Below are 20,088 nucleotides of genomic sequence, written 5' to 3' on the forward strand. Positions count from 1 at the left end.
AGTGCCATGATGATAGCAATATGGTACCTATTTTGAGTTGTAAAGTTGACGTTAAAGCTTAACTGAGCCATGCGTTATAACCTGAATTAAAGTGCTGTGCCATGATGGTAACAATATTGTACCTATTTTGAGTTGTAAAGTTTAACTGAGCCATGCGTTATAGCCGAGGTTAAGTGCCATGATCATGACAATCAAAATAAAAACAGGTCTAATAAATTTTGCGCCAAAATGGATGGCGGAATGTGCACCGATATAAGCGCCTAACATTAAACTGCTACCCATAATTAAACCAATTATCCAATCTACTTGGCCAAAGTAGATAAATACGAGCAATGACGTTAAATTGCTGACGAAATTCATCGATTTGGCGATGCCACTTGCAAGTAAAATATTGAGTTTATATAAACGCATTGTTGAGATAACCCAAAATGCGCCTGTACCCGGGCCTAATGCGCCATCGTAAAAACCCAGTAAGAAACCTTGAAGTTGTTGTTTTAGTCTAAGGCTACGATTTTGCGCTGGAAGTTGCTCTGTGTCACTCTCTTTCATGCGGTTAAACAGCGTATAAAGCGCCACCAGTATGATAATAGCTGGTAACAGTTTATCTAACCAGTCAGTGCTGATAAAGTTAATAATCACTGTACCAATGAATGCGCCGAGAAAGGTGCTATAGAGACTTTGTTTCCAAAATTGGGGGTTAAAAAGTTGTTTCTTAAAGTAAGTATAAGAAGCGGTGGCCGACCCAAAGCAAGCTGATAATTTATTGGTGCCTAATGTGAGATGAGGCGGCAAACCTAAACTAAGTAGCGCAGGCACGGTTAACATGCCTCCACCGCCGACAATGGCATCGATAAAACCGGCCAGTAAACCTATTATAAGTAATAAAGCCCAGCTGCTGGGATCAAGAAGTAATTCAGTCATCTATTATTTTGCTCAAATTGGATGTTAAAAGGGGGCAATGCGTCTAACAGTCCTTTGCCATAACGTTTTGTTTTTACTCGTTTATCTAAAATAACAATTCTACCTTTGTCTTGCTCTTGACGAATTAATCGACCACAAGATTGGATCAGTTTTTTACTGGTCTCTGGAATGGCCAGTTGCATAAATGGATTACCACCTTGTGCAGTGATCCATTCTGAATGTGCTTCCTCTACAGGAGAGTTAGGCACAGCAAAGGGCAATTTGGTGATAATGAGGTTGGTCAAATAGTGACCGGGCAAGTCTAACCCCTCGGATAAACTGCCTGTGCCAAACAAAATAGAGGTAAGTCCTTTATCACAACGCTGTTTATGGTCGATAATCAGCTGACTGCGTGAAAGTACCCCTTGTACCAGTAAGGCTTGTCCATATTTTTTAGCCAGTTTATCGGCAACGAGGTTCATTTGCCAATAGGAAGCAAACAGCACCAAGTTAGCTTGTTTGTCCTCAATAAAGTGATCGACCTTATCCGCCAGCTCATTGTCAAAATCTGCGTGTGTTGGTTCATTCACCATGTCTGCAATAATAAGCGCAATGGCGGGATAATCAAAGGGGGATTTTAGGCGTAAATATTGTGTGCCATCGTCACTGCGCAAACCACTTTGACGTTTGAAATAATCAAAGCTGTTCATTGAGGTAAGTGTTGCTGAGCAAATAATCACCCCGGCTGCTTGTGACCAAAGCATGTATTCGAGTAACCCGCCAACCTCAATGGGGGAAGCGTGTAAACTGAGTTCACCATTTTCACTGTCAGCCCATGCTGCCATGGGGGCAAATTTTTCTGATCGCTCTTTGATTAACATTTTACTTAAGCTGTTGAGGTTTTCAAAACGTTGTAAAAAAAGCCCTGTTTCAATCAATAAAGGCTCTGCTACCCGTAGTTTGATATCATCATCTTGAATTGCGTCATCAATAATGGAGGAGAGCTTATTGAGTGCTTTTAGCCCTTTTTTACTGGAAAATTCAACATCGTTCATGATATTGATCAGTGTGTCGGGTAACTCACCAAGCTGAAACCGATGTTGTGATTTTTCACCTAATAGCTGGGCATTATCACGGAAAAAATGTTCAATTTTTTTCAGTTCTGCCTCTAATTCAATACCACTTTCGAGCAGGTTCAAACAAGGGGTGATGGTGGTCTGTTTGTGGATGTTTTTCGAAATGTGTTGATTAAGTGGTTTTAATTTTTTTAACCACTCTTGTGATGCTTTTATATTTGTTGATGCACTGGCAAAGTCACGCGATATTTTAGGCAGATGATGCGCTTCATCTAATATATAAAAACAGTGTTCAGGTGCGGGTAAAATAATACCGCCACCGAGTTCAAGATCAGCCAATAACAGCGCATGATTAACCACAATGATATCTGATTTATTAATATCGTCACGAGCACGATGGAAAGGGCATTGACGATGATTTGCCAGTGCACGTTTACAACTAAACTTATCAGAAACAATATGTTGCCAAATTCGATTAGCAATGGGTGTTGGCCAACTGTCTCTGTCTCCCTTCCATTTTCCTGCAAGGTAAGCATCGCTTAAACGTTTGAGCAATGCTTTGTCACCTGCTTTGGGACGCTCATCAAATAACAGCGCTTGCTCTTGTTCACTGCTCTCTTGTGTTGCTAACAGTTTTTGTTCACAGCAATAACGTTGGCGGCCTTTGGCAAGGGTAAAGCTAAATTTATAATCACTGTGACGCAGGAAAAAAGGCAGATCTTTATTGATGAGTTGCTCTTGCAAGGTGATAGTTGCGCTAGAGATAATCAATTTTTTATTGTTAGCTTGTGCAACGGGCAGGGCCGCTAAAATATAAGCTAATGATTTTCCAATGCCCGTTCCCGCTTCTGCTACCAGTATGCGTCGTGATTTGTCATACTCGCCCGCAAGCACCTTTGCGATTTCGGCAACAAGGTAATTTTGTGCTTTACGCTTGGCAAAATTAGGCAATGCTTGCGTGAGTTTATCGTAGCCATGGCGGATCTGTTTTTTAACGGTGTCTGAAAGCATAAATTCCGAACTGTTTAATAGATGTTATTTGGGTTGTTGTAGGTATAAAACCGCCGCTTCAACACGTGATTTTATCGCCAATTTTTTTAATAAGCTTTTCACATGTACTTTTACCGTACCTTCAGAGATATGTAAACTCTCTGATATCTCTTTATTGCTTAATCCTTTCGCTACTTCTTGCATGATTTGCTGCTCACGCTTAGTTAAATTGGCCAGTTTTTCGCGAATATTATCCTCTTGATCAAGCTCATTTAAAAACGCAGTCAGTTTTTCTGTGACTACTTGTTGGCCCGCTAATACTTTGATGATGTTGGCTAATAACTCTTCAGGCTCTGAGTCTTTTAACAGATAACCATCTGCACCTTGATTGATCATCGCAATCACATCTTGTTTATTATCACTCACTGTTAAGATGATGATTTTAGCGAGGCAGTTATCTTTTTTGAGTGCTTTTAGTGTTTCGAGTCCAGATATGCCCTGCATATTGTAATCAAGTAAGATAAGATCTGGGTACACTTTTTTAGCGTAACTGACCGCTTCGATACCATTGGTTGCTTCTGCAACAACAAAAAAGCTTGGCTCAATTGCTAATAGTTGTTGGATCCCTTTGCGCATGAGTGGGTGATCATCAACAATCATAATACGTGTTACATTAGACATTTTCAGTTCCTTGATTAAGTATTGCTCTTTTTTTGTATGGAAAAATCAGCTTAACTTCCGTTCCCTTGCTTAAGTGATTAAATGAAAGTGTTGCACCGAGTTCATCCGCGCGCTGTTTCATGATAGAGAATCCATAGTGGTTAATTTTGTCGCTATTATCATCTATTCCTAAACCATCATCAAGAATACTGATCCATACCTTATGCTGATCGGTAATAATGCAGGAGATACTGATATGCTCACATTGTGCATGCTTTATCGCATTAATGATCGCTTCTCGCACTATTTGTAAGAGATGAATATGTTGGCTGGCATCGGTATAAAAGTGTGTTTCAAACTGTTTGATGGAGATCGTTGCGGTGGTCTGTTTTTGCAATGTTTTTATCATGGTTAACATCGCTTCTTTAAAATTAGATTCTGTCACTGTTAAGCGGAATGTAGAAAGCAGAGAGCGCAGTTGAATATAAGCATCAGAAACCGCCTCTTTGATATTGCTAATGGTTTGTTGTGCTTCAACTTGCTGAGAGCTATCGACTTGGCGGTGTAGTAGGGTGCACTGAATTTTTAAAAAAGAGAGTGATTGCGCGATAGAGTCATGCAGTTCACGGGCAATAATGCCACGTTCTTCCATTAATAATATTTTCTGCTCCTGCAAACTATATTCATCTTGATAGAGTGCACGTGCAACTAAACCTGCAAAACTGTCTATTAATGCGTGTTGCTCCTGTGAGCCCTCAATAAAAGCGTAATTTAAGAAGCCGTAAGGTTTACCATTAATGATAATAGGCAGTCGTAACATATTTTTATTGTTCGCAGCACAACCATTTTCACTATTGATAAACGTGCCATTGTTAAGTTCTAAGCATAGTTTTTTCAGATCCGCTTGTTTGGCAAGTGCATTTAGTGCGCTATAGAGAATCGGTGAGGTTAATTTCACGGTGCTTAATTGTTGTGATATAGAATATAAAAACGCGATTGTTTGGTGTGCTTTCTCAAGTGCAATGGTTTGTTCTGAAACCTGTGTCTGCATGTTAGCAATTAAATGATGTAGTTCATTAGATGTATCTTTAATGCCCTGTGATAAAATCCCTATCTCATTGTTTGCTTCTGGAAATATCAGATCAAAATTACGCGCTTTAATTGCTTTTACATTTTCAACGAGCTGTTTTATGGGGAGTACGATCTGTTTTTTAGAGTAAAAGTAGAGAGTAATACCAATCAGCATGATAATAAAAAAACTAATGAGTTCGGCAATATGTACGAGGTGCATTTTTTTAGTGGCAAGTATTTGGTACTGTTTGACGATTGCATCAAGTGATAATGCAAAAGGATGTAACAATTGCTCAGCTTGGTTGAAATTTTGCGCATCTATATTTTTTTGTATTGTTTGCCACTGTCGTGTTAATGCTTGACCTATTTCATTAATGTTATGGGTATTAAACCAAGAGCTTTCAAACAGAAGGTCTACGGGTAACTTTTTTTCTACCCGTAACATGATCAAAGACATATCTTGTGGATGGTAATGTGATGCAGAGATAAGTTCGCTGGTGGATATTTTTAGTGCCGTGAGTCTGTCAATGATCTTCATATTGGCAATATGACTGTCGAAAGTCGCAAAAACGCTTATAATATGAACAGCCGATATGATAAGAATCAATAAACAGGCGTTTGTGATCACTTTTACGACAGAGTGCGAGTGAAAAGGTAGATTAATTTTCATAGCTATTAGAGAATAAGAAACATAACTAGAATGTAACATATTAGCTACATTCACAATACAGCTCCGAGCTCAAACTCACTAAGTTTTTCTAAAAATAGAATAATATGTGAATTAAGCCGCTTAACTATTCATAAGTGTTAAGAAAGGTAAAATAGGAAACTGTTTTGCCTCCCGTGTTTGGAAAGGAACTAAACAATGCAACAACTTACAGATAACTTCAATCGCAAGTTTGAATACTTGCGCCTGTCGATAACCGATGAATGCAATTTTAAGTGCAATTATTGTTTACCCGATGGTTACCAGCGTAGCCATGAAAATGAATTTTTATCACATCAAGAGATTAATCACCTTGTTACTGCTTTTGCAGAATTAGGCACTAAAAAGGTGCGTATTACTGGGGGGGAGCCTAGTTTACGTAAAGATTTTTCTGATATTATTAAATCCGTTTCATTGGTGAAAGGGATTCGAAAAGTCGCGACCACGACTAATGGTTATAGTTTGCAGAAAAATGCACAACAATGGTTTGATGCAGGACTTGATGCCATTAATGTCAGTGTTGACAGTTTAGATGCTAAAACCTTTCATTTAATTACCGGAAAAAATATTTTTCAAAAGGTAATGGATGGTGTGTCTGCTTGTGTTGCCGCCGGTTATAAACAGGTGAAAATCAACTCTGTTTTAATGAAAGGCTTAAATGACCAAGATTTAGCCCTATATATTGATTGGATAAAAACACAACCAATTCAATTACGTTTTATTGAGTTGATGCAAACGGGCGATAATGAAACTTTTTTTGATAAGCATCACCTATCAGGTATGTGGATCAAAGAGAAGTTATTAGCAGAAGGCTGGACACAACAAGTGCCATTAAGTCACGATGGCCCCGCGCAAATTTTTAGTCACCCTGACTATCAAGGTGAAGTGGGGCTTATCATGCCTTACAGTAAAGATTTTTGTAAAAGCTGTAATCGTTTACGGGTTTCTTCAATAGGGAAATTACACCTTTGTCTGTTTGGAGAAGAGGGCGTTGACCTGCGTGATCTTTTAGCAGAAGCATCTCAAAAAGAGGCATTAAAAACGCGTATTTTATTGGCGTTGGAGGATAAAAAAGAGAGTCATCATTTACAATCTGGCAACACAGGAGTTACACCGCATTTAGCCTCTATTGGTGGTTAAAGATTCCTGACAACTACTTGCTATCCCTTTGTGAGTAGTTGATTGATAAAAGAAACTCCACAGTAACCTTTGTTTTTGTGGGGTAAATCTCACTCTGTAAACTAACTTTTGATATGTATCAATTCAACCCCACCTTTAACAGATCTCCGCAAAACAACTTGTTATCATTTGTTACAAAATAATAACGTTGTTAACCTTTGAATAACAACAAATCATTTAAGGTTATAGTGTGCAGTTTGATGCCAATAAAAGGGGCTTATTTAAAGCCCGAAAAACAGTGAGTACCGATAATTTATTACCTTGGGTTATTAGTGCGCAAACTTTTTTAGATAATTGTACGCAGTGTGGTGATTGTCTAGCGGTTTGCCCTGAAAAAATCATTATCAAAGGGGATGGTGGCTTTCCAAACATCAACTTTGATTTAGGCGAATGTGATTTTTGTGGGCAGTGTGCAGAAATTTGTAATGAGCCTATATTTACTGCAACCACCGAACAACCTTGGTTAAAAAAAGCATTTATTAATCAAACTTGTTTGGCGAATGAAAACATCTATTGTCGTAGTTGTGCGGAAAGTTGTGAGGCGCAAGCGTTAACCTTTCAACTTGGGTTAAGTGCAGTACCAAAAATAGACAATGAATTATGTAATGGGTGCGGGGCGTGTGTTGCGCCTTGTCCAACCAAAGCGATTGAGATAAAGGAATAAAAATGACCGTTGAAGAGCTACATGTATCAAGTTTGATTGTACATGTGAATAAAAATAAAGCTGATAATATCCGCGCTAGTATTAATTTGCTGACTGGGGCGGAGGTGATCACTATCTCTGAGCAGGGTAAAGCGATTGTGGTGCTAGAAGCTCCTAATCAGCGCGTTATTATGGAAGTGATTGATAGCATTAATGCCATTGATGGCGTGATTAATGTTGGCCTTGTGTATCACGAGTTTGAAAAACAAGAAGTGTAAATGCTCAGAGCGCTTAGCCCAGAATATTTATAATCATTATGATGGATGCCAAATGGCACCTAAAGAAATCTAACCAAAAATTTTATAGCAGTTCAAAAAAGAGTGAGGAAGTAACATGAAATTTACCAGACGTGAATTTATGAAAGCACAGGCGGTCGCATCTGCAGCTGTTGTCGCGGGCATAACATTACCGGCTTCCGCTAGCAATCTGATTGCCAGCAAGGATGCAAGCAAAATAAAATGGGATAAAGCCCCCTGTCGTTTTTGTGGTACCGGTTGTAGTGTACTTGTGGGAACACAAGACGGCAAAGTGGTGGCAACGCAGGGTGATCCTGATGCGCCCGTTAACAAAGGTCTTAACTGTATTAAAGGTTATTTCCTCTCAAAAATCATGTACGGTAAAGATCGTTTGACAGCGCCTTTATTACGCCAAAAAAATGGTGTGTATGATAAAGAGGGTGACTTTGCCCCTGTTTCTTGGGATGTTGCATTTGATGTAATGGCCGATAAGTTCAAGAAAACACTTAAAGAGAAAGGCCCAACTGCGGTCGGTATGTTCGGATCGGGTCAATGGACTGTTTGGGAGGGCTATGCCGCAACAAAACTGATGAAAGCGGGTTTCCGTACCAATAACCTTGATTGCAACGCCCGTCACTGTATGGCGTCTGCCGTAGGTGGTTTCATGCGTACCTTTGGTATTGATGAGCCGATGGGTTGTTATGATGATCTTGAAAATGCGGATGCGTTCGTATTATGGGGATCAAACATGGCAGAGATGCACCCTATTCTTTGGTCTCGTTTAACAGACAGACGTTTAAGTAACCCAGATGTAAGCGTGCATGTGCTTTCTACTTTTACACATCGTTCATTTGAACTGGCAGATAACGGCATGATTTTCACGCCTCAATCTGATCTTGCCATCTTAAACTTTATTGCCAACTATATCATTCAAAACGATGCTGTCGATAAAGATTTCATTAAAAAACACACAAACTTCCGTAAAGGTGTCACCGATATTGGTTATGGACTTCGTCCAGAGCATCCTTTGCAAAAAGCGGCTAAAAACCCAGACTCAGGTGCATCAACACCCATGAGTTTTGAAGAGTATGCTGAATATGTTTCTGAGTTTGATGTTGAATACGCTGTGAAAATGTCGGGCGTACCCGCTGATAAACTGATTAAACTTGCTAAAATTTATGCGGATCCAAACATTAAAGTAACGTCATATTGGACAATGGGTTTCAACCAACATACTCGTGGTGTTTGGGCAAATAACTTGATGTACAATGTACATCTATTAACCGGTAAAATCTCTAAGCCTGGCTCGGGTCCATTTTCACTAACAGGTCAACCGTCAGCGTGTGGTACAGCGCGTGAAGTGGGTACCTTCTCACATCGTCTGCCTGCTGATTTAGTGGTTAAAAATCCGAAGCATCGCGCCATCACCGAGAAAATTTGGAAGTTGCCTGAAGGAACTATTCCGCCAAAACCAGGTTATCACGCAGTATTGCAAAACCGCATGCTGAAAGACAGTAAGCTAAATGCTTACTGGGTTATGTGTAATAACAACGTACAAGCGGGCGCTAATATCAATGAAGAGATCATTCCGGGTTACCGTAATCCAGATAACTTTATTGTTGTTTCAGACCCATACCCAACAGTAACCGCACAGATGGCCGACCTTATTTTACCAACCGCAATGTGGGTAGAGAAAGAGGGGGCTTATGGTAATGCAGAGCGCCGTACGCAGTTCTGGTATCAGCAAGTTGAAGCACCAAAAGGTGCAAAATCTGATTTATGGCAAATGATGGAGTTTGCTAAACGCTTCAAAATCGAAGAGGTTTGGCCAGCTGATTTAATCGATAAAATGCCTGAGCTGAAAGGCAAAACAATGTTTGACGTGCTTTATCGCAACGGTCAAGTTGATGCCTTTGGCATGGATGAAGTGCGTGATGATAAACTCAATGATGAAGCACATCACTTTGGTTTCTATGTACAAAAAGGGCTGTTTGAAGAGTATGCAACCTTTGGTCGTGGACATGGTCATGATTTAGCACCTTTTGATCAATACCATAAAGCACGTGGCTTGCGTTGGCCTGTGGTTGATGGCAAAGAGACACTATGGCGTTTTCGTGAAGGCTATGACCCATACGTCGAAAAAGGCTCTGAAGTGCAGTTCTATGGTAAAAAAGATAAAAAAGCAGTTATCTTTGCACTGCCTTACGAGCCACCTGCAGAATCGCCAGATGAAGAGTATGACCTATGGCTAAGCACCGGTCGTGTTCTTGAACATTGGCATTCTGGTTCAATGACACGTCGTGTGCCAGAGTTATATCGTGCTTTCCCTGATGCGGTGGTATTTATGCACCCTGATGATGCGAAATCTCGTGGTTTGCGTCGTGGTGATGAAATCATTCTGGCATCACGTCGCGGTGAGTTAACCTCTCGTGTTGAAACTCGTGGTCGTAACCGTCCACCAAAAGGGCTGGTATTTATGCCTTGGTTTGATGCAAAACAGCTGGTTAATAAGATCACACTTGATGCAACAGATCCGCTTTCAAAAGAGACGGACTACAAAAAGTGTGCCGTTAAAATAACTAAAAAAGCATAAAGGTAACTGATAAATAATGGTTAAGCTTTTGCAACGCAAAAAGACACGTCGCCAATTTCTTGTTGATGCAAGTAAAGGTGCGTGTGGCGTTGGATTTATGGGACTCGGATTGGCGGGGTATTCAAATCAAAGCCAATCTTTTAACCCACAAATGCTACGCCCACCAGGTGCATTGGCAGAGTCTGATTTTCAGTCTGCCTGTGTACGTTGTGGTTTATGTGTTGAAGCTTGCCCCTATGATATTTTGAAATTAGGAAGACTGTTTCAGCCGATACCAACAGGTACGCCCTATTTTATTGCACGCACTGATCCCTGTGAGATGTGTGAAGATATTCCTTGTAAAGTCGCTTGCCCAACAGGGGCGCTTGATCCTGCACTTGAGAATATTGATGATGCAAGAATGGGGCTGGCTGTATTGATTGACCAAGAAAATTGTCTTAATTTTCAAGGTCTTCGTTGTGATGTTTGTTACCGAGTTTGCCCTGCGATTGATAAAGCGATCACCCTTGAGGTGCATCGTAATACCAGAACAGGTCATCATGCGGTCTTTATTCCAACCGTGCACTCTGATACGTGTACGGGGTGTGGTAAATGTGAAGAGTCTTGTGTATTAGAAGAAACCGCGATTAAAGTGTTGCCTAGAACGATCGCCAAAGGCGAATTGGGCGCACATTATCGTTGGGGATGGAAAGAGAAAGAGAAAGCAGGAGGATCATTGATTGATCCGGTATTAGATTTGCCAGATAGAGTGCCAGAGGTGTTGAAATGAAAAATTCACACTCACTAGGCAGTGAAGCGATAGCAAAAAAAGGCTGGTTATTAGCTAACTGTTTTTTACTGCTTCGCCGTTTGTCACAAGGTTTAATACTGACTCTTTTTTTACTCGGTCCATGGGCGGGTATCTGGATCTTAAAAGGTAATTTAAGTTCCAGCTTATTACTGGATGTGATCCCATTTACCGACCCATTTGTTTTAATGCAGAGTATGACCGCGGGTCATTTACCTATTTTTGAAGCCTTTTTAGGGGCGGGAATTGTACTGCTTTTTTATATTGTTGTTGGTGGACGTGTTTTCTGCTCTTGGGTTTGCCCTGTTAATTTAATAACAGATGCCGCCGCTTGGTGCAGACGACAACTGAAACTGCGTAAAGAGAAAGTGATAAACCCACAGTGGCGTTATTGGATACTTGCGATGGTGATGATCCTGCCACTGTTTACTGGTGTGATGACATGGGAGCTAGTGAATCCTGTGTCAGCATTTCACCGTGGTCTGTTTTTTGGTATGGGGTTGGGATGGGGACTATTTTTAATGATATTTCTGTTTGACCTACTTGCTGTTGAAAATGGATGGTGTGGTCACTTATGCCCAGTGGGTGCTTTTTATGCGTTAGTCAACAAAGTAGGTTTTATAAAAGTAGATGCAGTAAACCGTGAACAATGTACGGACTGCTTAGATTGTTTTGATGTTTGTCCTGAGCCTGCCATTTTAAAAGGGCCTGTTCATGGACAAAAAAAGAATATGGGTACGTTAGTCAGCGATATGAATTGTACAAATTGTGGACGTTGTATCGATGTTTGTGCCGAAGATGTTTTTGTAATTACAACTGTTTTAAGTGGCTTTAAAAGCAACGTAAAGCAGGTCGAAAAATAAGGTGGAGAATAAAATGAAAAAATTGCTAACAATGATTGTAGCAGGGATGATCGCATTAACCGCAGCACCTGTATGGAGTGATGATGCCGATGAGTTATTGTCAAATAATGGGGGTGTTGGGTCGTTGCGTGGGCTGGTAGAGATATCAACGACTAATAAATCTGAACCGTTAAAACGTGTACCAAGAGATGTACAACCGATTGATCGAAATTATGTACAACAACCACCTTTAGTGCCACATACTACACGTGGTTACCAGGTGAATTTAAATGCAAACAAATGTTTATCATGTCATAGCTTTAAAAATGCAGGTGAGATGGGCGCGACAAAAATCAGCGTAACGCACTATGAAACACGTGATGGTACAACATTGTCAGATGTATCGCCACGCCGTTACTTCTGTTTGCAGTGTCATGTAACGCAAGCCGATGCGAAACCACTGGTGGAAAATACTTTCCTACCAGTTGATTCGTTACGATAAGTTAAGGGTCATCAGTTATGCTAAATTTATTAAAACGTTTATGGGTGATTATGAAATCTCCCTCATCAGCTGCAATGGGTTTTATTTTGATCCTTGGTTTTACGGGCGGGATCATCTTTTGGGGTGGTTTCAATATGGGCATGGAAGCGACTAACTCGGAAGAGTTTTGTGCTGGCTGTCATGCACCTATCGTAAAAGAGATCAGAGAGACGATTCATTATTCAAATCGTTCTGGTGTACGTGCTATCTGTAGTGATTGTCATGTTCCACATAACTGGACAGATAAAATCATCCGTAAAGTGCAAGCCTCTAAAGAGTTAGTGGCTTTTGCAATGGGCACCATTGGCACGCAAGAAAAATTTGAAGCGCGTCGAGGTTATCTTGCTAATCGTGAGTGGCATCGTATGAAAGAGAATGATTCGGCAGAGTGTCGTAATTGTCATGAGTTTGATTTCATGGATTTCAGTGAGCAGGGCGCACGTAGTGTTAAACAGCACTCTACCGCACTGGCTTCGGGTGAAAAAACCTGTGTGGATTGTCACAAAGGGATTGCACATCAACTTCCAAATATGGAAGGTATTGAAGGCTGGTAAAGTAGCCTGTATTATCGTAATTACTCAGGCCGTTGCCATTTAAGGTTTGTTCAAGTTAAAACTTCAGTTATCTGTTGATAACTGTGTTGAAAATGCTCATTTAAACCACTAAACTGCACATTTTCGCCTTGAACTAAGGATTGGCTTCAACATTACTTGCGATTTTTTTTAAAATAGCCAGTCATTTAGGGCTTTTTGGAAACAATTTATCGCAAGTTATTTTGTAACGATTCCTAAGCATAAATGGCTTAGCCCTGAGCATTTACTGTCTATTGTATAAAAACGTTTAATATTACGGTGATGAATAGCGATGTATGATCAAATTAAATAAAAGGGGCATTAGCCCCTTTTTTATTTATTATGAAGAGAAATGTTTTGAAAATAGCAGGTATTGTTTTAGCGGGCGGTTTGTCATCTCGCATGGGGCAAGATAAAGCACAACTCATGATGGCTGAGAAAACCTTGCTTCAGCGAGCGGTTACATTACTTGGAACATTAGATCTGAGCCATGTTTTTGTCAGTGGCGCTTATGTCGGTTTTGATTGCATTGAAGATCATCAAGTCGCATTAGGCCCAATTGGCGGTTTACATGCGTGCGTGGAACAATTATTCATCGAGTATGACGCGCTGTTTATTGTCCCTGTTGACATGCCTCTGCTTGGAAATGAGCAGTGTAAATGGTTATTAGAGCAGTTTAAAAACCACCCTCAAGGTGTATTTTATGAGCACGCGACCTTTCCTATGATTTTGCCACTAACGGTGTTGCTTAAAAACTATTTAGCAGAGGTTTTAAGTTCTTCTAATAATAAACAACGTTCGCTGTATCGTTTATTAAAAACAGTTAAACTACAACCCATTAACTATCAAATAGAGACGTGTTTTCGTTTTCAAAATAGCAATACCCCTGAACAGTGGGCAGATTGTTTGCAAACTTATCAAGCCTTAAAGGAAAAACAATGAGTCATCTTAGTGTTAAAATGTTCAAACCTGCAAAAATGGCAGTATTAACGGTATCAGATACGCGTAATGAAGCCACCGATACATCGGGTCAATATTTAGCAGATAGCTTAGTTGAAGCTGGGCATCAATTAGCGGATAAAAAAATTGTTATTGATTGCCCTTACAAAATTCGTGCAATCGTTTCTCAGTGGATTGCCGATGAAAATATTGACGCGATATTAATTACGGGTGGCACGGGTTTTACTTCGCGAGATACCACCCCAGAAGCGGTTTCTGTGTTATTTGATAAACAGATTGAAGGGTTTGGCGAGTTGTTTCGCCATGTTTCTTATCAAGAGATTGGTTCATCAACTATTCAAAGTCGTGCTATTGCAGGTTTTGCTAATAAAACCGTGATCTTCTGTATGCCGGGTTCAACAGGTGCATGTAAAACAGCATGGACAAAAATTATTAAAGAGCAGATGAATTCGACTCATAGTCCATGTAATTTTATGCCACACATCGGTGTTTAATGTTTCAGTCGTTGCTAGATTGCTAACTTCTGCGTTGAAAGTGCTCACTTGGCACACCAAGCTCCGCGCTTTCGCCTTGAATTTAACAATCTAGCTTAGACTGAATTCATCAAACAGGTTTTAGTTAGTATTGACGTTATATCGCAAAAAAAGGTTCATCATGAAAAATAAATTTACCCACATCAACCAAGATGGCAAAGCTAATATGGTTGATGTCACAGACAAAGCAGTGACACAACGTCAAGCGATTGCTGAAGCATATATTGAGATGTCGAGCGAAACATTAGCACTGATTATGGATGGTAACCATCATAAAGGGGATGTGTTTGCCACGGCAAGACTCGCGGGTATTATGGCCGCTAAAAAAACATCGGACTTGATCCCATTGTGTCACCCGTTAGCGCTGACTAAAGTAGAGGTTGAATTAACGGCTGAGCCAGAATTTAATCGTGTGCGTATTCAAAGTTTGTGTAAACTTTCTGGTAAAACAGGGGTTGAAATGGAAGCATTAACGGCCGCTTCCGTGGCTGCGTTAACCATTTATGATATGTGCAAAGCGGTGCAGAAAGATATGATCATCTCACAGGTAAGACTGCTTGAAAAAACAGGCGGTAAATCAGGGCACTTTAAAGCGGATTGTTTATTATGATTAAAGTTCTTTTTTTTGCACAACTACGCGATAAATTAGGTGTTTCTGAATTGAGTGTAAACAGTGATGAAAACCCCAATGTTCAGGTTTTGTTAAATAATTTAAAAGCCAAAGATAATCATTGGGAGAAAACATTGGCTTCAGCGAGCTTGATGGTGGCCATTAACCAAACTATCAGCAATAAAACGGCGACGTTAAGCAGTGGTGATGAAGTCGCGTTTTTTCCGCCTGTGACAGGTGGCTAAATTAAATGATTAAAGTACAAAGTGAAAATTTTAACCAACAAATTGAATATGACCGATTACGTCAAGCAAGTCATACCGGTGCGGTAGTGACTTTTACGGGGTTAGTGCGCGATATCAATCAGGGTGAGCAGATCAGTGCGCTGACGTTAGAACATTATCCTGCGATGACCGAAAAAGCATTGGCTGATATTGTAAAGCAAGCTCAATCTCGTTGGTCGCTTATCGATACAACGGTGATTCATCGTGTTGGTGAATTGCAACTGCTGGATCAAATCGTTTTTGTGGGCGTGGCAAGTTTGCATCGTGGTGATGCGTTTGCAGCTTGTGAATTTATAATGGATTATTTAAAAACACAGGCACCCTTTTGGAAAAAAGAGACTAACAGCCAAGGTGAATCTTATTGGGTTGATGCCCGTGAAAGTGACCAAAGTGCATTAAATAAGTGGCATAAAGTATGATCCGTTTTGTCATTTTTAGTTTGTTACTAACGATACTGCCCGCACAAGCCTCATTAAAAGTAGCGGTGGCCAGTAATTTCAAAGTGACACTTTCTGAAATCGTAGCTCTTTATGCGTTACAGTCCGATCAAAAAATTCTTATCTCTAGTGGTTCAACGGGAACTTTATATAATCAGATAACACATGGTGCACCCTTTGATCTGTTTTTATCGGCTGATAGTGAGCGTGCTAAGCTAATTGAGCAATCAAAATTTGGTATCAACCACTCTCGTTTTACTTATGCGCAGGGTACATTGGCATTCTGGCAACCAAAGGCTAAGCAACAAGTTGATAAAAATAGCCTGCTTCATTTTAAAGGGCGTGTTGCTATTGCGAACCCTAAATTGGCACCTTATGGTTTGGCTGCTAAGCAGGCTTTGCAAAGCTTAAAACTATGGAGAAAATTCTCTTATATCAAAGGTAATAATATTGCCCAAGCCTATCAGTTTATCGATACGGGTAATATCGCTGCAGGGATCGTCGCACATTCATTGTTATTGCAAAATAATAAAATAAACTATTATCTATTGCCTACAGAGAGTTACCAGCCAGTATTGCAACAAGGGGTGATGTTGAGTAGAAATAAAAACAGGGAAGCGCTACAGAAGTTTGTTGATTTTTTACAGTCTGATAAAATTGTGCAACTAATTCGTCGTAAAGGGTATTTATAAAATATGCTCAGTGAGTTTGACCTTAGTGCTATCTATCTGACCTTTAAATTAGCGGGATTAACCACGCTGATTTTATTGATTATCTCACCACCACTCGCATGGTGGTTAGCACGCAGTAAACTGTTCTTTAGACCTTTTATTGAATCTTTAGTGGCACTGCCACTGGTATTGCCTCCCACTGTTTTAGGTTTTTATTTACTGCTTTCATTTTCGCCCGATAGCTATTTTGGTGGATTCTGGATGCAACTCACCGGCAGTGGTTTAGCCTTCTCTTTTTCAGGTTTATTAATTGCTTCTATCATCTATTCATTACCCTTTGTGGTGCAACCGTTGCAAAGTGCTTTTGTAAATTTAGATAAAAACTATTTAGAGGTCGCTGCTACATTAGGTTTTAGTCCAACAAAAACGTTTTATAAAGTGGTCTTTCCCATGACACTACCCAGTTTTATTATTGCAGGCGCATTAGGGTTTGCCCATACCATCGGTGAATTTGGGGTGGTTTTGATGATTGGAGGGAATATTCCTGGCGAAACACAGGTACTTTCTATTGCTTTGTTTGATCATGTGGAAACACTGCAATATGAGCAAGCGCATCTACTGTCCTTTTCCTTACTTGCTTTCTCAATGACACTGCTTATCTTAATTTACGGGGTATTACAAAAACGCCAGAAGCGACTAAACAATGCCTAAATCTATCTTTAAAGCACAACTTAAATTTAATCTGAAAAAACAGGGCTTATTTGATTTTGTAGGTCAAATATCAACCCAAGGGATTTGTGGTATTTTCGGTGATTCTGGTGCGGGTAAAACCTCTTTAGTGCGTGCTTTAATTGGTCTTGATAATGACTTTATGGGAGAGGTTTTATTTAATGGACAAGTTTGGCAAGATCAACATCACTTTGTAAAAACAGAAAACCGCGCAATCGGGATGGTATTTCAAGAGCCACGTCTGTTTCCTCACCTTGATGCGTTAGGCAATCTTAAATTAGCGTTGCATAAAAATAGCTTATATTCGATAGCAACGTTAGCTACATTACTCGACTTTGAAATGTTACTAGACAAAAAAGTAGCAGAGCTCTCAGGTGGTCAAAAACAACGTATCGCCATCGCACGCGCAATATTAACGGCACCACAACTACTTATTATGGATGAACCTTTATCATCACTTGATAAACATAGTCGTGCACTGTTATTGCCTTTCATCAAGCAATTAGCCAAACAGATTCCGATTTTATATATTACTCACTCGATGCAGGAGTTATTTTATTTATCCTCTAATATGTTATTAATTAATAATGGAAAAATAGAGGCAATTGGTGAGCCTCAGCAACTGTTTTTGGACTCAACATTGAGTTTAGTAAAACATGCTCATTCTGGTTTATTATTAACGGTGGAAAAATTATCGTGGGATGAATCGCATGCAATGTTGCAGGGGGAGGTTGATGGGCAAGCCATTTTTTTAACCATTGATAAAATGATCGGTGAAGCATCGTTGCAAATAAAAATAGAAAGTAAAGATGTGATTATTGCCACAGAAAAGTTTCCCCATAGCTCACTGCAAAATTGCCTAACCACTACAATTGAACAGATAGAGCATCTGTCAGCAAGCCATATATTATTAACGCTTAATCTTGGTGAGCAAAAATTACTTGCCAAAATCACCGTTAAGTCTTTGTTGCAACTAAAACTAAAAGTAGGGTTGTCAGTATTTAGTTATATAAAAGCAGTAAGCATCATTGGTGAAACATCTTAAATAACAATTTCTGAAAATTAAATCTTTAGTCATATTTGCTCTATCAATATTTACTTGTTAGTGATTATCAATTACATTTATCTGTTTTATAAATCATGGAATAGATAATGAATCACTCACAGCACTTAAATGCCCCGCAGTTACTTGAATTAATGGAAACAAAGCGCTACGGAGTAGAATATCAGCCTATCATTGCAACCAATGGTGGTGATGTTTTTGCTTACGAATGTTTATCACGTTTTTTTAGCGCAGATGGACAAAAAATTCGTCCTGATTTTGTTTACGCTTCATTGCATGATAATCCACTGAGCCTTTTTCAGGTCGAGTATGAACAGAAAAAATTGCAACTCTCTTATGCGCCAAACAGCACCGATATTTTTGTTAATTTAGATCAAGACTCCTATTCTGCTTCAGGTCTACTCGGTAGTGATAACCCTTTTGTTAAGCTTTTTAAAAATTATCATAAAGCCAATATTATTGTAGAGTTGATTGAAAATTCGGAAATAAGTGATGCAATAATGAGCCTTTCAATGATTGATAATTTATCTAAAAACAATATTAATACTGCGATAGATGATCTGTTTAATCCACAATCTATGTTATCCACCTCGGTGGTGCAGATGGTGGATTACATAAAACTCGATAAATATGTGATCAGTAAGCAGCATAATAAAAAGTTTATGCCTTTGGTCAATGCAATGATTGGTTATGCGCATGAAACAGGTAAAAAAATAATTTTAGAGGGGGTTGAAACAGAGGAAGATTTACGTTTTGCAAAAATGATTGGTGCTGATTTTGTACAGGGGTTTTTATATAAAAATTTATTTAAAAATGTAGGTTAAGAGAAGTTGTCAGTTAAAAATAAATTCCTTTACTTGAGAAAGTGTCATGTGACCACTCAAATGGGCAACATCACGCCCATTACCTAAGTAGGGTTTAAACCCATAACAACGCTTATCTTTTCGCAAACCAAAAACGGAATTAAAGCCTTGATTCACGGTAATGGCAATAAGATCACCCGTTTCAAAATCAAATAGGGGGCCACCAGAGTTTCCTTTTAGTATTTCGATATTGGTGGTCATGTAATGCGCTGTTGCCATCTCTTTTAATGTTCCTATTGAATTTAATTTTAATGATAAACCCAGTGGGTAACCCACGGATATGGCCCTTCGTCCTGCTGAAAAAGGGCTAAAATTAATATTAAAGGGGATATACCCTTCAACATCAGTCTCTAATTCAAGCAGTGCAATATCACGATAATTTGAATAATCAAACATATCGGGTGGTAGAGGGCCGACACCTATTTGCTGGCGCTGACGATTAATGAGATTACGTTCAGTAGAGTAACCACTTTTGATAAGGTCAAAATGACGCAGAATAATACGTTGCACTTTGTAACCTTTTTTAGTAGCAAGGTCATCGCCATTTTGATAGTTAAAAAACCATGTTTTAGAGAAAATTTGTTGATCCACACAGTGGCCTGCAGTGGCAATTAAGTTTGCTTTAATCAGTACGCCACTGCAAGTGCCAACGGCGACCTCTTTGATAAAAGGGGTATCTTCACAGAGCGCTCTATTTTTGGGGTTTTTATAAAAAATAGAGAGGATAAGATCGGCTAATAAGGTCTTTTTATGGATATTTTCATCTTCGACTAGAATGCCTGTATTGGTGAGCATATGTTTAAATGGTACGCTGTTAATATTGCTATTTTCAAAATCAATAATACGACTTTCAGCCCGTTCTTCAGCAAAAGATGGCAATGAAAACAATGTTAATAAGATCGCACTGAAATAAATATTCATATAAAAAGCATATGTGTTATCTCACAAAAGTCCAATAACAGTTTTTATTTGTGATTGAAATTAACTTTATTGTTTAATGTGAGGTTGGTTGTTTTATTTCGTCCTTTCTAGAGTAAGACGATGTAAAACAAACAATATTTACTTTAAATCAAACCGTTTTT

The 20,088-nt window shown here is 39.4% G+C and carries 22 protein-coding genes and 1 riboswitch; of the genes, 17 read left to right on the forward strand and 5 right to left on the reverse strand.

Annotated features, from left to right (window positions below; all coding sequences use genetic code 11):
* Positions 1-141 precede the first annotated feature (141 nt).
* From G322_RS0106390 to G322_RS0106405, 4 genes are all read right to left on the reverse strand, one after another.
* The gene (locus tag G322_RS0106390) at positions 142-921 is read right to left on the reverse strand and encodes a sulfite exporter TauE/SafE family protein (protein WP_022940980.1); all 780 of its coding nucleotides are present in this window, start codon (positions 919-921) and stop codon (positions 142-144) included.
* Positions 918-2,987: an ATP-dependent DNA helicase DinG gene (gene dinG / locus G322_RS0106395; RefSeq protein WP_022940981.1), complete on the reverse strand. Its 2,070-nt coding sequence runs from the start codon at positions 2,985-2,987 to the stop codon at positions 918-920. Before dinG ends, G322_RS0106390 begins: the two co-directional genes overlap by 4 nt.
* 24 nt (positions 2,988-3,011) lie before the next feature.
* Positions 3,012-3,647 carry a two-component system response regulator NarL gene (gene narL, locus G322_RS0106400; protein ID WP_022940982.1) on the reverse strand — a complete coding sequence of 212 codons (636 nt, stop codon included), beginning with the start codon at positions 3,645-3,647 and terminating at the stop codon, positions 3,012-3,014.
* Positions 3,640-5,421 carry a histidine kinase gene (locus tag G322_RS0106405; RefSeq protein WP_245542285.1) on the reverse strand — a complete coding sequence of 594 codons (1,782 nt, stop codon included), beginning with the start codon at positions 5,419-5,421 and terminating at the stop codon, positions 3,640-3,642. Before G322_RS0106405 ends, narL begins: the two co-directional genes overlap by 8 nt.
* A riboswitch (molybdenum cofactor riboswitch) is annotated at positions 5,417-5,571 on the forward strand. Its footprint overlaps the gene before it by 5 nt.
* On the opposite strand from G322_RS0106405, the gene moaA reads away from it, so the two are divergent.
* The 17 genes from moaA to G322_RS0106490 all read left to right on the forward strand — a co-directional run bounded on the left by moaA (position 5,563) and on the right by G322_RS0106490 (position 18,967).
* Positions 5,563-6,543 carry a GTP 3',8-cyclase MoaA gene (moaA, locus tag G322_RS0106410; protein ID WP_022940984.1) on the forward strand — a complete coding sequence of 327 codons (981 nt, stop codon included), beginning with the start codon at positions 5,563-5,565 and terminating at the stop codon, positions 6,541-6,543. (Overlaps the previous riboswitch by 9 nt.)
* 229 nt (positions 6,544-6,772) lie before the next feature.
* Positions 6,773-7,246, forward strand: a complete 474-nt coding sequence (gene napF, locus G322_RS0106415; RefSeq protein ID WP_022940985.1) for a ferredoxin-type protein NapF — start codon at positions 6,773-6,775, stop codon at positions 7,244-7,246.
* Between the two features lie 2 nt (positions 7,247-7,248).
* Complete coding sequence (locus G322_RS0106420) at positions 7,249-7,503, forward strand: chaperone NapD (protein ID WP_022940986.1); 255 nt, start codon at positions 7,249-7,251, stop codon at positions 7,501-7,503.
* A gap of 115 nt (positions 7,504-7,618) precedes the next feature.
* On the forward strand, positions 7,619-10,114 hold the full coding sequence (gene napA, locus G322_RS0106425) for a nitrate reductase catalytic subunit NapA (protein ID WP_022940987.1): 2,496 nt from the start codon (positions 7,619-7,621) through the stop codon (positions 10,112-10,114).
* A gap of 16 nt (positions 10,115-10,130) precedes the next feature.
* The gene (gene napG, locus G322_RS0106430; protein ID WP_022940988.1) at positions 10,131-10,883 is read left to right on the forward strand and encodes a ferredoxin-type protein NapG; all 753 of its coding nucleotides are present in this window, start codon (positions 10,131-10,133) and stop codon (positions 10,881-10,883) included.
* Positions 10,880-11,764, forward strand: a complete 885-nt coding sequence (gene napH, locus G322_RS0106435; protein ID WP_022940989.1) for a quinol dehydrogenase ferredoxin subunit NapH — start codon at positions 10,880-10,882, stop codon at positions 11,762-11,764. Before napG ends, napH begins: the two co-directional genes overlap by 4 nt.
* A 13-nt stretch (positions 11,765-11,777) precedes the next feature.
* Positions 11,778-12,245 (forward strand): nitrate reductase cytochrome c-type subunit, encoded by a 468-nt coding sequence (locus G322_RS0106440; RefSeq protein WP_022940990.1) that lies wholly within the window; start codon positions 11,778-11,780, stop codon positions 12,243-12,245.
* A gap of 17 nt (positions 12,246-12,262) precedes the next feature.
* On the forward strand, positions 12,263-12,838 hold the full coding sequence (locus G322_RS0106445; RefSeq protein ID WP_022940991.1) for a NapC/NirT family cytochrome c: 576 nt from the start codon (positions 12,263-12,265) through the stop codon (positions 12,836-12,838).
* A gap of 375 nt (positions 12,839-13,213) precedes the next feature.
* Complete coding sequence (locus G322_RS22200) at positions 13,214-13,798, forward strand: molybdenum cofactor guanylyltransferase (RefSeq protein WP_051143736.1); 585 nt, start codon at positions 13,214-13,216, stop codon at positions 13,796-13,798.
* Complete coding sequence (gene moaB / locus G322_RS0106455) at positions 13,795-14,310, forward strand: molybdenum cofactor biosynthesis protein B (RefSeq protein WP_022940993.1); 516 nt, start codon at positions 13,795-13,797, stop codon at positions 14,308-14,310. The genes G322_RS22200 and moaB overlap by 4 nt, the downstream gene beginning before the upstream one ends.
* A gap of 160 nt (positions 14,311-14,470) precedes the next feature.
* Positions 14,471-14,959: a cyclic pyranopterin monophosphate synthase MoaC gene (moaC, locus tag G322_RS0106460; RefSeq protein ID WP_022940994.1), complete on the forward strand. Its 489-nt coding sequence runs from the start codon at positions 14,471-14,473 to the stop codon at positions 14,957-14,959.
* The gene (gene moaD / locus G322_RS0106465; RefSeq protein ID WP_022940995.1) at positions 14,956-15,204 is read left to right on the forward strand and encodes a molybdopterin converting factor subunit 1; all 249 of its coding nucleotides are present in this window, start codon (positions 14,956-14,958) and stop codon (positions 15,202-15,204) included. The genes moaC and moaD overlap by 4 nt, the downstream gene beginning before the upstream one ends.
* A 5-nt stretch (positions 15,205-15,209) precedes the next feature.
* Positions 15,210-15,662: a molybdopterin synthase catalytic subunit MoaE gene (gene moaE / locus G322_RS0106470; protein ID WP_022940996.1), complete on the forward strand. Its 453-nt coding sequence runs from the start codon at positions 15,210-15,212 to the stop codon at positions 15,660-15,662.
* The gene (modA, locus tag G322_RS0106475; RefSeq protein ID WP_022940997.1) at positions 15,659-16,372 is read left to right on the forward strand and encodes a molybdate ABC transporter substrate-binding protein; all 714 of its coding nucleotides are present in this window, start codon (positions 15,659-15,661) and stop codon (positions 16,370-16,372) included. Before moaE ends, modA begins: the two co-directional genes overlap by 4 nt.
* Before the next feature lie 3 nt (positions 16,373-16,375).
* Entirely contained in the window at positions 16,376-17,062 is a 687-nt protein-coding gene (gene modB / locus G322_RS0106480; RefSeq protein WP_022940998.1) for a molybdate ABC transporter permease subunit, read from the forward strand.
* The gene (gene modC / locus G322_RS0106485) at positions 17,055-18,125 is read left to right on the forward strand and encodes a molybdenum ABC transporter ATP-binding protein (protein WP_022940999.1); all 1,071 of its coding nucleotides are present in this window, start codon (positions 17,055-17,057) and stop codon (positions 18,123-18,125) included. Before modB ends, modC begins: the two co-directional genes overlap by 8 nt.
* A 107-nt stretch (positions 18,126-18,232) precedes the next feature.
* Positions 18,233-18,967 carry an EAL domain-containing protein gene (locus G322_RS0106490; RefSeq protein ID WP_022941000.1) on the forward strand — a complete coding sequence of 245 codons (735 nt, stop codon included), beginning with the start codon at positions 18,233-18,235 and terminating at the stop codon, positions 18,965-18,967.
* Positions 18,968-18,976: 9 nt separating this feature from the next.
* On the opposite strand, the gene G322_RS0106495 is transcribed toward G322_RS0106490, so the two are convergent.
* On the reverse strand, positions 18,977-19,927 hold the full coding sequence (locus G322_RS0106495; protein WP_022941001.1) for a trypsin-like serine peptidase: 951 nt from the start codon (positions 19,925-19,927) through the stop codon (positions 18,977-18,979).
* Positions 19,928-20,088 lie beyond the last annotated feature (161 nt).

This window comes from Psychromonas hadalis ATCC BAA-638 (assembly GCF_000420245.1).
Taxonomy (GTDB): Bacteria; Pseudomonadota; Gammaproteobacteria; order Enterobacterales; family Psychromonadaceae; genus Psychromonas; species Psychromonas hadalis.

Coding starts and splice junctions, on each gene's coding strand:
- moaB (WP_022940993.1), top strand. CDS start 13,795: ATGAGTCATCTTAGTGTTAAAATGTTCAAACCTGCAAAAATGGCAGTA.
- G322_RS0106490 (WP_022941000.1), top strand. CDS start 18,233: ATGAATCACTCACAGCACTTAAATGCCCCGCAGTTACTTGAATTAATG.
- moaE (WP_022940996.1), top strand. CDS start 15,210: ATGATTAAAGTACAAAGTGAAAATTTTAACCAACAAATTGAATATGAC.
- G322_RS0106420 (WP_022940986.1), top strand. CDS start 7,249: ATGACCGTTGAAGAGCTACATGTATCAAGTTTGATTGTACATGTGAAT.
- moaC (WP_022940994.1), top strand. CDS start 14,471: ATGAAAAATAAATTTACCCACATCAACCAAGATGGCAAAGCTAATATG.
- moaD (WP_022940995.1), top strand. CDS start 14,956: ATGATTAAAGTTCTTTTTTTTGCACAACTACGCGATAAATTAGGTGTT.
- narL (WP_022940982.1), bottom strand. CDS start 3,647: ATGTCTAATGTAACACGTATTATGATTGTTGATGATCACCCACTCATG.
- napA (WP_022940987.1), top strand. CDS start 7,619: ATGAAATTTACCAGACGTGAATTTATGAAAGCACAGGCGGTCGCATCT.
- moaA (WP_022940984.1), top strand. CDS start 5,563: ATGCAACAACTTACAGATAACTTCAATCGCAAGTTTGAATACTTGCGC.
- dinG (WP_022940981.1), bottom strand. CDS start 2,987: ATGCTTTCAGACACCGTTAAAAAACAGATCCGCCATGGCTACGATAAA.
- G322_RS0106445 (WP_022940991.1), top strand. CDS start 12,263: ATGCTAAATTTATTAAAACGTTTATGGGTGATTATGAAATCTCCCTCA.
- napG (WP_022940988.1), top strand. CDS start 10,131: ATGGTTAAGCTTTTGCAACGCAAAAAGACACGTCGCCAATTTCTTGTT.
- G322_RS0106390 (WP_022940980.1), bottom strand. CDS start 921: ATGACTGAATTACTTCTTGATCCCAGCAGCTGGGCTTTATTACTTATA.
- napH (WP_022940989.1), top strand. CDS start 10,880: ATGAAAAATTCACACTCACTAGGCAGTGAAGCGATAGCAAAAAAAGGC.
- G322_RS0106440 (WP_022940990.1), top strand. CDS start 11,778: ATGAAAAAATTGCTAACAATGATTGTAGCAGGGATGATCGCATTAACC.
- modB (WP_022940998.1), top strand. CDS start 16,376: ATGCTCAGTGAGTTTGACCTTAGTGCTATCTATCTGACCTTTAAATTA.
- modA (WP_022940997.1), top strand. CDS start 15,659: ATGATCCGTTTTGTCATTTTTAGTTTGTTACTAACGATACTGCCCGCA.
- G322_RS0106495 (WP_022941001.1), bottom strand. CDS start 19,927: ATGAATATTTATTTCAGTGCGATCTTATTAACATTGTTTTCATTGCCA.
- modC (WP_022940999.1), top strand. CDS start 17,055: ATGCCTAAATCTATCTTTAAAGCACAACTTAAATTTAATCTGAAAAAA.